13 protein-coding genes are annotated in these 12,957 nt (G+C 67.3%); 6 read left to right on the forward strand and 7 right to left on the reverse strand.

What is annotated here, in order from left to right; translation table 11 throughout:
- Positions 1-26: 26 nt before the first annotated feature.
- Together JHW45_RS09900 and JHW45_RS09905 are read right to left on the reverse strand one after the other, a co-directional pair.
- Complete coding sequence (locus JHW45_RS09900) at positions 27-767, reverse strand: F0F1 ATP synthase subunit A (protein WP_272857538.1); 741 nt, start codon at positions 765-767, stop codon at positions 27-29.
- 14 nt (positions 768-781) lie between these two features.
- Complete coding sequence (locus tag JHW45_RS09905; protein WP_272857539.1) at positions 782-1,129, reverse strand: AtpZ/AtpI family protein; 348 nt, start codon at positions 1,127-1,129, stop codon at positions 782-784.
- A gap of 203 nt (positions 1,130-1,332) precedes the next feature.
- On the opposite strand from JHW45_RS09905, the gene JHW45_RS09910 reads away from it, so the two are divergent.
- The 4 genes from JHW45_RS09910 to JHW45_RS09925 are packed head-to-tail and all read left to right on the forward strand — an operon-like array spanning position 1,333 to position 4,212.
- Complete coding sequence (locus JHW45_RS09910; RefSeq protein ID WP_272857540.1) at positions 1,333-1,680, forward strand: ArsR/SmtB family transcription factor; 348 nt, start codon at positions 1,333-1,335, stop codon at positions 1,678-1,680.
- Entirely contained in the window at positions 1,677-2,564 is an 888-nt protein-coding gene (locus tag JHW45_RS09915; protein ID WP_272857541.1) for a PfkB family carbohydrate kinase, read from the forward strand. Before JHW45_RS09910 ends, JHW45_RS09915 begins: the two co-directional genes overlap by 4 nt.
- Entirely contained in the window at positions 2,561-3,484 is a 924-nt protein-coding gene (locus tag JHW45_RS09920; protein WP_272857542.1) for a pseudouridine-5'-phosphate glycosidase, read from the forward strand. The genes JHW45_RS09915 and JHW45_RS09920 overlap by 4 nt, the downstream gene beginning before the upstream one ends.
- Before the next feature lie 32 nt (positions 3,485-3,516).
- Complete coding sequence (locus JHW45_RS09925; protein WP_272857543.1) at positions 3,517-4,212, forward strand: DUF502 domain-containing protein; 696 nt, start codon at positions 3,517-3,519, stop codon at positions 4,210-4,212.
- Here the strand turns inward: JHW45_RS09925 and JHW45_RS09930 are convergent.
- Positions 4,158-5,225 (reverse strand): patatin-like phospholipase family protein, encoded by a 1,068-nt coding sequence (locus JHW45_RS09930; protein ID WP_272857544.1) that lies wholly within the window; start codon positions 5,223-5,225, stop codon positions 4,158-4,160. The genes JHW45_RS09925 and JHW45_RS09930 overlap by 55 nt on opposite strands.
- A 101-nt stretch (positions 5,226-5,326) precedes the next feature.
- Entirely contained in the window at positions 5,327-6,454 is a 1,128-nt protein-coding gene (prfB, locus tag JHW45_RS09935) for a peptide chain release factor 2 (protein WP_272857545.1), read from the reverse strand.
- A 172-nt stretch (positions 6,455-6,626) separates the two neighbouring features.
- Here prfB and JHW45_RS09940 point away from each other — a divergent pair, with 172 nt between their 5' ends.
- The gene (locus JHW45_RS09940) at positions 6,627-7,169 is read left to right on the forward strand and encodes an MgtC/SapB family protein (protein ID WP_272857546.1); all 543 of its coding nucleotides are present in this window, start codon (positions 6,627-6,629) and stop codon (positions 7,167-7,169) included.
- Positions 7,170-7,216: 47 nt separating this feature from the next.
- Complete coding sequence (locus tag JHW45_RS09945) at positions 7,217-7,690, forward strand: hypothetical protein (protein WP_272857547.1); 474 nt, start codon at positions 7,217-7,219, stop codon at positions 7,688-7,690.
- Between the two features lie 132 nt (positions 7,691-7,822).
- Here the strand turns inward: JHW45_RS09945 and JHW45_RS09950 are convergent, their stop codons facing one another.
- From JHW45_RS09950 to JHW45_RS09960, 3 genes are all read right to left on the reverse strand, one after another.
- A complete protein-coding gene (locus tag JHW45_RS09950; protein ID WP_272857548.1) occupies positions 7,823-10,375 on the reverse strand; it encodes a penicillin-binding protein 1A in 2,553 nt (850 codons plus the stop codon).
- Positions 10,376-10,467: 92 nt separating this feature from the next.
- Entirely contained in the window at positions 10,468-11,685 is a 1,218-nt protein-coding gene (locus tag JHW45_RS09955) for an N-acetylmuramoyl-L-alanine amidase (protein ID WP_272857549.1), read from the reverse strand.
- Complete coding sequence (locus tag JHW45_RS09960) at positions 11,682-12,815, reverse strand: pyridoxal phosphate-dependent aminotransferase (protein ID WP_272857550.1); 1,134 nt, start codon at positions 12,813-12,815, stop codon at positions 11,682-11,684. Before JHW45_RS09960 ends, JHW45_RS09955 begins: the two co-directional genes overlap by 4 nt.
- Positions 12,816-12,957 lie beyond the last annotated feature (142 nt).

Consider the following 12,957-nt stretch of genomic DNA (forward strand, 5'->3'; position numbering starts at 1 on the left):
ATGTGGTCCTGAACCGCGCCGGCCCGTCAGTGGGCCGGATGCAGCGCGTCCTTCAGATAGACGCAGGTCAGGATGGTGAAGACATAGGCCTGGATGAAGGCGACCAGCACCTCAAGCCCGTACATCGCAGTGACGGCCAGCACCGAGACGGGGCTGATCAGCGCGATTGCCGAGAACCCGGCGAAGACCTTGATGACGGCGTGGCCGGCCATCATGTTGCCGGCAAGACGAATGGAGTGGCTGACCGGGCGCACGAAATACGAGATCACCTCGATCACGGCCAGAACCGGACGCAGCACCAGGGGCGCCGAGGTGACCCAGAACAGGCCCAGGAAATCGGTGCCGTTCTTGACGAAGCCCAGCACGGTCACGCTGATAAACACCGCCAGCGCCAGGACGCCCGTCACCGCGATATGCGAGGTGGTGGTGAACGCCATCGGGATCAGGCCCAGCATGTTCGAGAACACGATGAACATGAACAGCGTCATGATGTAGGGAAAGTATTTCAGCCCGTCGCGGCCGACGACATCCTCGACCATCTTGTGGATCATGCCATAGGCCAGTTCGGCGATGGATTGCACGCGGCTGGGCACGATGGCGCGACCGCGGGTTCCGGCCACCAGCAGCGCGGCGATCGCCAGCACGGCGATGAACATCCACAGCGTCACGTTGGTGGGGGTATACCAGTGAACCTCGCCCTGACCGAACAACGGCTTGACCATGAACTGATCCATCGGGTGGAAGGACAGGCCGGTTGATTCTTCCATCTCGGTCGCCACGATCAATCCCTCTCATCCGTTCCCGACGCCGGGTCGGGGGTCCTGCCAAGTTCGGCCGCGGTGCGCATCATCACCTTGATGCCGGCCGCGAAGCCGAAGAAAATGAACAGGATCATCAGGAACGGCGTGGTGCCGAACAGACGATCCAACCCGATACCGATGCCGAAGCCGATCCCGATGCCGGCCACGATCTCGATCACCATGCGCCAGGCGACATGCGCCTGGTCATAGCTTGCCATCTGGCCCTTGGCCTTCGGCTTGGGTGACAATTCGGACAGCCGGCTTTCCAGATCGCGCAGCCGCGCCGCATCGTCGCGACCCTCGCTGCCATTCCGGGGCCCTTCGGCCATCTCTCACGCCCCCGTTATTCTTGCGGGGTGTCTAGGGTGGAACGCCGGCCAAGTCAAGCAACTGGCCCGGCGTGACAAGCTGTTGATTCGACGCGCCTTTACTGGCCGTGCAATTTCCGCCGACGGCTTGCAATCCGCGCCGCGACCCGACATTATTCAACCACCGGGTTGACCATTCGCCCTCTCTGAACGCCGGGATCGCCATGGCCGCGCCCTTTCCTGAACGGCTGGACCTGATTTTCGCCGCGCTGGCCGACCCCACGCGGCGGCAATTGCTGTCGATGCTGCTGGAGGACGACATGGCAGTCAGCGACGTGGCCCAGCCCTTTCGGATGAGCCTTGCGGCCATCTCGAAACATCTTGCGGTGCTTGCGGCGGCCGGGCTGATCCGGCAGGAACGCAGGGGCCGGATCACCTGGTGCATGCTGGACCCCGAGGGGATGCGCCTGGCCTCGGTCTGGATGCAGGGTTTCGGGCAGTTCGATCCCGTCGATCTGGACGCGTTCGAGCGGTTTCTGGACAACGAGATGCGGGAATGGGCCCAGGAATGACGACGACGACGCGCCCCGATATCCTGTGCATCGGCGCGATGCTGTGGGACGTGATCGGCCGCGCCCCGCGACGCATGGCGCCGGGCGCCGACATCGCCGGCCGCATCCGCCACATTCCCGGCGGCGTGGCGCTGAATGTCGCGGTCGCGATGGCGCGGTGGGGGCTTTCGCCGGCGGTGCTGTCTGCCGTGGGCCGCGATCCCGAAGGCCAGGCCCTTGTCGCCGAGGCCGGGCGTCTGGGCGTGCTGACCGGCTGGCTGACCCGCGACACCGGCCTGCCCACCGACTGCTATATGGCCGTCGAGGACAGTCAGGGCCTGATCGCGGCCATCGCCGATGCCAACAGCCTTGAACGGGCGGGCGAGTCCATCCTGTCGCCGCTGTCGGCCGATCTGGCCGGCTGGACCGGCCCGGTCGTGCTGGACGGCAACCTGACCGAGGATCTGCTGGCCGCCATCGCCGTCGATCCGCGTCTGGCGCAGGCCGATCTGCGCGTCGTGCCGGCCAGCCCCGGCAAGGCCGAGCGGCTGGAGCCGCTGATCGCGGCGCGGCGCGGCTGTTTCTATCTCAACCGGCTTGAGGCCGAGATCCTGGCCGGCCGGGCCTGCCCCGATGCCGCGACCGCGGCCGAAGCGGTGGTGGCGCGCGGCGCGGCCCGCGTGCTGGTCACCGACGGGCCTGACCCGGCGGCCGAGGCGGTGGCGAACGGTCCGACCCTGACCGCCCGGCCGCCGACGGTCAGCGTCGCGCGCGTGACGGGCGCGGGCGATTGCTTTCTGGCCGCGCATCTGGCAGCGGCGCTGTCGAACCAGCCGCGCCAAACGGCGTTGCGTCAGGCGGTCGAGGCGTCGGCCGCGCATGTTTCCGGAAAGGACGTTCCATGATCGACACCCCGCTGCTTTTTTCCCCCGAAGTTCAGCAGGCGCTGACCGGCAACCGCCCGGTGGTGGCGCTGGAATCCACGATCATCACCCACGGCATGCCCTATCCGCAGAATCTGGACATGGCGCGCGACGTGGAACAGACGATCCGCACCGAAGGCGCGGTGCCCGCCACCATCGCGGTGATGGATGGCCAGATCCATGTCGGGCTGACCGATGAGGCCCTGGAACGGCTGGCCCGGACCCCGCCCGACGAGGTGATGAAGCTGAGTCGCGCCGATCTGGCCGTCTGCCTGGCGACCGGGCGCACCGGTGCGACGACCGTGGCCGCCACCATGATCTGCGCCCATCTGGCCGGGATCGCGGTGTTCGCGACCGGCGGCATCGGCGGTGTGCATCGCGGCGCGGAACACAGTTTCGACGTGTCGGCGGATCTGCAGGAACTGGCGCAGACACCCGTCACGGTGGTCGCGGCCGGCGCCAAGGCGATCCTCGATCTGCCCAAGACGTGGGAGGTGCTGGAAACCCTCGGCGTGCCGGTGATCGCTTACGGTCAGGACGAACTGCCCGCCTTCTGGTCGCGCAGCAGCGGCATTCCCGCGCCGCTGCGCATGGACGATCCGGCCGGGATCGCCGCCGCCGCACGGATGCGCGCCCGGCTTGGCCTGGGCGGGGGCCAGTTGGTCGCCAACCCGATCCCGCCCGAGGACGAGATCACGCAGGCCGAGATTCTGCCGGTGATCCTGAAGGCGCTGGACGAGGCCCAGACGCAGGGCGTGGCCGCGAAATCGGTGACGCCCTTCCTGCTGCAACGCATCTTCGAGATGACCGAGGGCAGGTCGCTGACCTCGAACATCGCGCTGGTGCAGAACAACGCGCGACTGGGCGCGCGGATCGCCATCGAAATGGCGAAACCGGCCTGACCGCCGGCGCGCCCTGACCGGACCCTTCGCCCATGCGCCCGCCAGATCCCAGACCCCTGCAACGGACGCCCCGGCGGCCCCGCCTGCTGGTCCGGATGCGCGCCAATTTCCTGGCCGGGCTGGTGGTGGTCGCGCCCATCGGCATCACCGTGTGGCTGATCTGGACGCTGACCGGCTGGATGGACAGTTGGGTTCTGCCGCTGATCCCCGCGCGCTGGCGGCCCGAACAATATATCGGCATCAACCTGCGCGGCGTCGGCGTCGTGTTCTTCCTGCTGTTCACGGTCGTGATCGGATGGGCCGCCAAGGGCTGGGTCGGCCGGTCGCTGCTGCGCACGGGCGAGACGCTGGTGAACCGGATGCCGATCGTGCGGTCGATCTATGGCGCGCTGAAGCAGATCGCCGAAACCATCCTGTCGCAGTCCGAGGCCCGTTTCGACCGCGCCTGCCTGATCGAATATCCGCGCAAGGGGCTGTGGGCGGTGGGCTTTGTCACCGCCCCCGCCAAGGGCGAGTTGCCGCAGGTGGCGGGCGAGCCGCTGCTGGCGGTGTTCGTGCCGACGACGCCGAACCCGACATCGGGCTTTCTGATCTATGCGCCCGCCCGCGCCGTCAAGGTGCTGGACATGTCGGTCGAGGATGCCGCCAAGCTGGTGATCTCGGCCGGTCTGGTCTATCCCACGACGCCCGAGCCGCGGAACAGTTCGGACAGATCGACCGTGTCCTGAACGTTCAGCGCATCGGCATGATCGTTCAGGAACGTGTCGGCCGAGACCTGACCCGCCTCTTTCATCCGCGCCATCAGTCCCGGTGCGGGCATCATCTTGGACCGCGCGTTCAGATCGTTCATCAGCGTGTCGTCCAGGATCATGTGGATCAGCGGGTTTTTCATCCCGCGAGAGGTCAGGCGCTGTTCGGCATGCAGACGCTTGACGAAATTGATCGCGCGCAACTCGGCCATCAGCGAACTGTTGAAGCTGACCTCGTTGACGCGGTCCGAAATCTCGACCGGGGTGCGCGGCACGCCGTCGCGCATCAGCGGGTTGATGTTTACGATCACGATGTCGCGCGGCAATTCCTGCCGATACAGCGGAAACAGCGCCGGGTTGCCGGTGAAGCCGCCGTCCCAGAACGCCTCCAGCTGGCCGGTATCGGTATCCTGGATCTCGACCGCGCGGAACAGGGTCGGCAGGCAGGCCGAGGCAAGCACCGCATCCGTGGTCACCGCCTTGCGGGTGAAGACCCTGATCCGCCCGGTGCGGACATTGGTCGCGGTCACGAACAGTTCCGGGCCGCGGTCGTTGCCGAAATCGGGATAGGGCAGTTCGCGCAGGACCGGCCCCAGCGGATTGACATAGAACGGGCCGTAATCATACGGGCTGAAGATCCGGCTCAGCCCGTCCAGCCACGCGGCGGGCGAGAACATCTCGGTCAGGCGGTGCATGCCGCGCGGCATCGGCATCAGCGAATGCATCCAGCGCACCAGACGGTTGTCCGACAGCTGGCAGACCTCGTTCCACAGATATTCCAGATTCCGCTGCGCCGCGCGCCGCCCGGCCGGCCCGGAATGGCACGACAGCCCGCCCTTGACCGCCGCCGCGTTCAGCGCCCCGGCCGAGGTGCCGCTGATCGCGGCCAAATGCAGCCAGTCTTCCTGCAAAAGCCGGTCCAGCACCCCCCAGGCAAATGCGCCATGCGCGCCGCCGCCCTGCAAGGCCAGATTGATGTGTTTCTCTTTCACCGCTGGCTCTCCTGCATGTGGCGATCCGGCCGTGACCCGATATTGCCGTTGATCTTCTGACCCGTCCGGTCACGCCCCGCGCGTCGTTCGCGCCGGACCCTTCAATCCTCGGCCTGCGCCTCGGCGCGGCTTTTTCCCGACACGTCCAGCGCCAGGGTCGCGGCCATGAACGCATCCAGCGCCCCGTCCAGCACGCCCTGCGTGTCGCTGGTTTCCTCGCCGGTGCGCAGGTCCTTCACCATCTGATAGGGATGCAGCACATAGGACCGGATCTGGTTGCCCCAGCCGGCATCGCCCTTGGCGGCGTGCTGGGCGTTGATCTCGGCATGGCGGCGGTCCAGTTCCATCTGGTAGAGGCGCGATTTCAGCGCCGCCATCGCGTTCGCGCGGTTCTGGTGTTGCGATTTTTCCGAACTGGTCACGACGATCCCGGTCGGCAGGTGGGTGATCCGCACCGCCGAATCGGTGGTGTTGACGTGCTGGCCACCCGCGCCCGATGACCGATAGGTGTCGATCCGGATCTCGTTGTCGGGCACGGTGATCTCGATATTCTCGTCCACCACCGGATAGACCCAGACGGACGAGAACGAGGTATGGCGTCGCGCCGCGCTGTCATAGGGGCTGATCCGGACCAGCCGGTGCACCCCGCTTTCCGATTTCAGCCAGCCATAGGCGTTGTGCCCGCCGATGCGATAGACGGCGCTGCGGATCCCCGCCTCTTCGCCCGCGGTTTCGCTGATCAGTTCGACCTCGTATCCCTTCTTCTCGGCCCAGCGCACATACATCCGCGCCAGCATCGCGGCCCAGTCGCAGCTTTCGGTGCCGCCCGCGCCCGCATGGATTTCCAGGAACGTGTCGTTGGCGTCCGCCTCGCCGTTCAGCAGCGCCTCAAGCTCCTTCTGCCGCGCCATCTCGGACAGCGATTTCAGGTTGCCCTCGGCCTCGGCTACCAGATCGGCATCGCCCTCTTCCTCGGCCAGTTCGACCATCTCGGCATTGGCGTTCAGATCGGCCTCGATCCGTCGATAGGTCTCGATCGCGTCCAGCAGCGCCTGTCTGTCGCGCATCAGCTTTTGCGCACGCACCGGGTCGGACCACAGATCGCCATCCTCGATCATCGCGTTCATCTCTTCCAGACGATGCGGCGCGGTCTGCCAGTCCATGCGCTGCCCCAGCAGGGACAGCGATTTGCGAATGGACTCGATCGTGGACTGCGTCTCGGCACGCATGGCGGATTCCTTGTCAATTTCAGAGGCGACAGATAACGCGCACCAGCCCCGCGAACAAGAGAGGGTCGGCGCGGCCCCGTCCCGCCCTGCCCGCCACGCGCCCCGCAACCCGCGGCCGGTATCGCGCGTTGGCCCGCCACCTGCCGATCCAGCAAGCGGAACACGACCGACCATGACCATCCTGACCGACGCCTTCGCCGATCTTTTCGGTTCGCTGCAATCCATGTCGTTCATCGCCGTTCTGGCGCGGCTGATCCTGGCCCTGGTTCTCGGTGCGATGATCGGGTGGGAACGCGAGGTGAAATCGCGCGCCGCCGGGCTGCGCACCCACATGCTGATCGCGCTGGCGGCGGCGATGTTCACCATCGTTGCGATGGAGTTGACGCATTTCCCCACCGACCGCCCCGACACGCTGCGCATCGACCCGCTGCGCCTGATCGAGGCGGTGACGGCGGGCGTGGCCTTCCTCGCCGCAGGATCGATCATCACCAGCGGCGGAAATGTCCGCGGCGTCACCACCGGCGCCTCCATGTGGCTGTCGGGCGCGATCGGGCTGGCCTGCGGCACCGGCAGCGGCGTTCTGGCGGCGATGGGCACAGCCCTTGCGCTGATCATCCTGTGGATCATCCGCATGACGATCAAGCCCCTGGCCCATCGCGACAGCCAGCCGGACCGGCAGGATCCTGCGCACCAGGGTAACGAAGCGCGCGATTGACCGGCAGATCGGCTAGACTGGTGCCTGCACAAGACACGGAGGACGCCATGAAACGCCGCCATCTGATCCTGCCCGCCCTTTGCGCCGCACTTGCCGCCTGCGCCCCTGCCGGAACCACCACGACCCAGACCGCGACCGGCTGGCCCATCGCGCCGCGCGTCAATCCCGACGACTACATGATGCGCGACGCCGCCTCGCTTGGCCTGACCGGGGCCGAGATCCTGCCCGAAGCCGCCGCGGCGATCCGCACCCGGCTAGCGGGCGAACCGGCGGCCGAAGGCAATGCCGCGGACACGGTCAACGCCTATGATGCGGGCGACGGGACCGGGGCGGTGGTGCTGACACGATCCGGGCTGCCGGACGATTCGATCCGGGCCGAACAGCACGTGGTCGAATTCCAGCTGCGCCCCGATCCCCAGGTCGAAGGCCGCGTGCTTGCGGTGCCGCAGGCTTACGGGATGCGCCAGCAATGCTATCGCGCCGCCGATCCCGATGCCTGGACCAATCAGCCCTGCCCGTAAGGCACAAGGCACTGCCCCTCGCCCTCTTGTCCAAATACCTCGGGGGAGTCGCGCAGCGACGGGGGCAGCGCCCCCTGATCCATCTCTTGCGGTCGGGCCACCGGCCCGGCCGCGCCGCTTTCATGCCCATTCTCAGTAAAGACCGCCCGACGACATGGTGCCGAAATCGGTGCGCTTGGGGATCACCTTGCGCTTGCCGGTCGAGGTGGTGATCGAGGTCGCCCCGCCCGAGGCCGATCCCGCCTTCCACGGCAACACCACCTCGCCATCGTCGAAGCCCGACACGACATAGGGCGACAGCCAGTCCGGGTCGGTGCCGTCGCGGAAATATTCCGCGATCACGTTGGCGCCGGTCGCGTTGTCGTCCAGCCGCTGCCCGGTGATCCGGTCGATCTTCACCCAGTGGCCGCCCGGCGGCACCCGGAACTCGGACCCGCCATATTCGGCCACCGCCTTGCGCATGAAGGCGTTGAAGACCGGAACGCACAGCGTGCCGCCATAGGCGTTCGACCCCAGCGTGCGCGGCTGGTCATAGCCCAGATAGCAGCCGGCGACGATGTTCGAGGAAAACCCGATGAACCACACGTCCTTGGCGTCGTTGGTCGTGCCGGTCTTGCCGGCGATGGGGACCGGCAGGTTCACGCTCTTGCCCGATCCGCGCTTGACCACGCCCTCCATCATCGAGGTCAGCTGATAGGCGGTCACCGCATCCATCACCCTTTCGCGGTTGCTGTCGATCACCGGGCCCTGCCCCGCCGGCAGCGCCTGCATGCCGCAGGTCTCGCACACCCGCCGGTCGTGGCGATAGACGGTGCGGCCGCGCCGGTCCTGCACCCGGTCGACCAGCGTGGGTTCCACCCGCTCGCCGCCATTGGCGAACATGGCATAGGCCGCCACCATCTTGAACAAAGTCGTTTCCTGCGCCCCCAGCGCGTTGGCCAGGAACGGCTTCAACTGGTCATAGGCGCCGAATTTCTCGGCATACTGGGCCACCGTCTCCATGCCGATATCCTGCGCGATGCGGATCGTCATCAGGTTGCGCGACTGTTCGATCCCGGTGCGCAGGGGCGTCGGCCCGTAATGGCGGCCGCCGGCATTCTTCGGCTCCCACAGCCCGAAAGGGGTGTTCAGACGGATCGGTTCGTCCACGACGATGGTGGCGGGGGTATAGCTGTTGTCCAGCGCGGCGGCATAGACAAAGGGCTTGAAGGCCGATCCGGGCTGGCGCATCGCCTGCGTCGCGCGGTTGAAGACCGAGGATTGATAGGAAAACCCGCCCTGCATCGCCATCACGCGGCCGGTATTGACGTCCATCGCCATGAACCCGCCCTGCACCTGCGGCACCTGCCGCAGGGTCCAGCGGATGAAGCTGCCGTCGCTGTCGCTGGTCATGGCGCGCACCAGCACCACGTCGCCCACCGACAGCAGATCGCCGGCCACGCGCGCCCGCGCCTCCAGCCGGCCGGTGTCGCGGTTCAGGGGGCGCGCCCATTGCACGTCGGCGGCCGGGATCCAGTGGCCGTCGCCATCCTCCTCGATCCCCTCGATGCCGATGCGCGCATCCTGATCGCCCAGTTGCAGCACGACCGCCGGATACCAGCCCGGAATGTCGCGCGGCACGCGCGTCTCATACAGCGCGCCGCGCCATTCCGCCTCGTCGTCCAGCCTGTCGGCGGCGATCGTCTCGCCGGTGCCGCGCCAGACGCCGCGGCCGCGGTCGTAATCCTCCAGCGCGTCGCGCAGCGCGTTGGCGGCGGCATCCTGAAGATCGGGCTCGACCGTGGCGCGGATGGTCAGCCCGCCGCCAAAGAACTCCTCGTGGCCGAACTCGCGGCTCAGCTGCCGCCGGATCTCGTCGGTGAAATAATCGCGCGGCGGCATCTGGCTGTTGAACGAGGGATAGTCGCCGTTCTGCACCGTCTTCAGCGGCAGCCTGGCCTCGGCCTCGTAGGTGGCCTGATCGACATAGCCGTTCTGCCACATCTCGCGCAGGACATAGTTGCGCCGCTCGGTCACCCGTTCCTTGGCCCGGACCGGGTGATAGCGGCCCGGCGCCTGCGGCATCGCGGCCAGCATCGCCGCCTCGTGCGGGGCCAGTTCGGCCAGCGACTTGTTGAAATAGGTCTGCGCGGCGGCGGCCACGCCAAAGCTGTTCTGGCCCAGGAAAATCTCGTTCAGATACAGTTCCAGGATCTGGTCCTTCGACAGCGACCGTTCCAGCCGCGAGGCCAGGATCAGTTCCTTGACCTTGCGTTCGACGCTGCGATCCGAGGACAGCAGAAAGTTCTTCATCACCTGCTGCGTGATGGTCGAGGCGCCGCGAACCGTGCTGCCGCCGGTCGCCGCGGCCTGATAGGCGGCACCCAGGATGCCGCGCAGATCATAGCCCGGATGGGTGTAGAAATTCTTGTCCTCGGCGCTGATGAAGGCTTCCTTCACCAGGTCGGGAACCTCCTCGATGGGCACGAACAGGCGCCGTTCCTCGGCGAATTCGTCGATCAGGCGGCCTTCGCCGGAATAGATGCGGCTGATCGTCTTGGGGGTGTATTGGGCCAGCGTCTCGTGGCTGGGCAGGTCGCGCGAATAGACCCAGAAGATGCCGCCGATGGTCAGCGCCGCAAAGAACGCCGCCGTCACCACCCAGGAAAAGATCGCACCGAAGAATGACAGGATGCCGCGCAGCACGTGAGATGGCCTTTCGTTCCGCTTTTTCCGTCTATAGCGGCGCGCCTTCGACGGGTCAAAACAACACTGGTCCCTCACGGAACCGTGCGCCGTCAGTGGCGCAGCATCGCCGAGCGTGCCCGGTCGTCGCGCGCCCAGCCGGTGATCGCGTCGGCCACCACCTCGACCATGCGCGCCCGCCATGACGGATCGGTCAGATTGGCCCGGTCGCTGTCGTCCGAGATGAAGCCCAATTCCAGCAGCGCCGAGGGGATGTCGGGCGATTTCAGCACCGAAAACGCCGCCCCCTTCACCGGCCGCCCATGCATCCCGATCCCCATCAGCGCCATGCGCGATGTCAGCCAGCGGGCGAAATTCTCGGATCGCGGCTGCGTGTCGGTGCGGGCGAAGTCCATCAGCGTGTCGGCCAGCGCGTCGTCCTGCCCCGCCAGATCGACGCCGGCCACCAGATCGTCGCGGTCGTGGCGCATCGCCAGTTGCCGCGCCGCACGCCCGTCCGAGGCCGGGTTCCACAGATAGACGGTGGCCCCCGCCGCCTGCCCCTGCGGCAGTGCATCGGCGTGCAGCGACAGGAACAGCTGCGCCCCGGCCGCGCGCGCGCGGGTCATCCGTTCCTCAAGCCGCACGAAACTGTCATCCTCGCGCGTCATCGCCACCTCGACGCCGCGGGCCTGCAACGCCGCGCGCAGATCGTGGGCGAAGGACAGGACCAGATCCGCCTCGCTTGCGCTGCCCGCCTGCGCGCCGGGGTCGATCCCGCCATGGCCCGGGTCCAGCGCGACGACCAGCTTCTCCGGCGGCGCGGCGGGCGCAAATTCGGCCGGCGGCGGCAGGTCGCGCAGGGCGGTCGCGGCACTGGGCCGGGGGGCGAAATCGGCCTCGTCGACCGGGTGCAGGGCGATTGTGATCTGCGGCTGCGGCGCGGTCGTGCGCTGCCCCGCGCTTTGGACGCGATAGGGGCCGGGCAGTTCGATCACCACCCGCGACCAGCCGCGCCGGTAATGGCCCCAGCGGATCGCCGGAACCAGATCGGCCCCGAACAGATCGTCGGGCCGGCTGCCGGCGAAATCGACGCCCTGAAGATCGACGATCAGCCGGATCGGATCGCCGACCAGATAGACGCGATAGGGCACCGCCCGCGTCAGCGTCAGCCGCAATTCCATCGGCGGCGGCCCGCCCCAGCCCAGCAGCTTCCCGCGCCCGGTCACGGTCAGCGACGACGCGCCGGGCTGCAATGTCGCAGGCTCTTGCGCGGCGGCAAGCCCGGGCCAGACCAGCAGCAGCGCGAAAATCAGCGCCAGCCGTGTCATCTGCTTTCCATGAACGCGGCCAGACGGCGCAGCCCTTCGGCGATATCCTCGGTCGCGCGGGCATAGCTGAAGCGCAGGGTCCGGGCGCCGCGGTCGGGGTCGAAATCCAGCCCCGGCGTCACGGCCACCCCGGCCTTGTCCAGAATGTCCGCGGCCAGTTGCAGGGAATTGTCGGTCAAATCCGAGACATCGGCATAGATATAGAACGCCCCTTCGGGCGGCGCGATCCGGGTGAAGCCGGCCTTGGGCAACCCGTCCAGCATCAGGCGCCTGTTTTCGGCATAGACGGCCAGGTTTTCGTCGGCCTCGTCCATGCAGTCCAGCGCGGCCAGCGCCGCGACCTGGCTGGCATGGGGCGGGCAGATGAACATGTTCTGGGCCAGCCGCTCGACCGTGCGCAGATGGGTTTCGGGCACGACCATCCAGCCGACCCGCCAGCCGGTCATGGAAAAGTATTTGCTGAAAGAGTTTATGACGAAAACATCATCCGTCACCTCAAGCGCGGAATGGCAGCGGTCGCCATAGGACAGCCCGTGATAGATCTCGTCCGAGATGACGGCCATGTTCCGCTCCGCGGCCGCCTGCGTCAGCGCCCGCAGTTCGTCCAGACGCAGCACGGTTCCCGACGGGTTGCCGGGCGAGGCCAGGATCAGCCCCTGCGCCTTTGGCAGATCCTGCGGGCGCGGCTGATAGCGGTCTTCGGGCCGGGTCGCGATACCCACAGGTTCCAGCGACATGGCCCGCAGGATCTGGCGATAGCTGGGATAGCCGGGCAGGCCCATCGCCACCCGCTCGCCCGCATCGAACAGGGCCGAAAACGCCAGGATGAACGCGCCGCTGCTGCCGGGGGTGACGACGACGCGCGCCGGGTCCAGATCGATCCCGTACCAGCGGCGGTAAAGACCCGCGATCCCCTGCCGCAGCCGGGGCAGCCCCAGCGCGACGGTATAGCCCAGGGGCTGCGACAGCGCGCGGGCCAGCGCCGTGCGCGCGCCCTGCGGTGCGGGCGTGCCGGGTTGCCCGACCTCCATGTGGATGATGTGGCGTCCCGCCGCCTCGGCGCGGGCGGCCGCCTGCATCACATCCATGACGATGAACGGATCGACCTGTCCGCGAACGGATTCTCGCATTGCTCGTGCCTTCGGTGTTTTTTTCCGTCATATCGCGCCCGCCCCCCGGACTAAAGCCTTTTGCGGCTTCACGCAGCCGTGTGCGCGCGATTCTTGCCAATGCCGGCCATGCGGGCCAAGTTGCGGCCGACCCATCCGAGAG

The organism is Paracoccus stylophorae, from assembly GCF_028553765.1.
GTDB lineage: Bacteria > Pseudomonadota > Alphaproteobacteria > Rhodobacterales > Rhodobacteraceae > Paracoccus > Paracoccus stylophorae.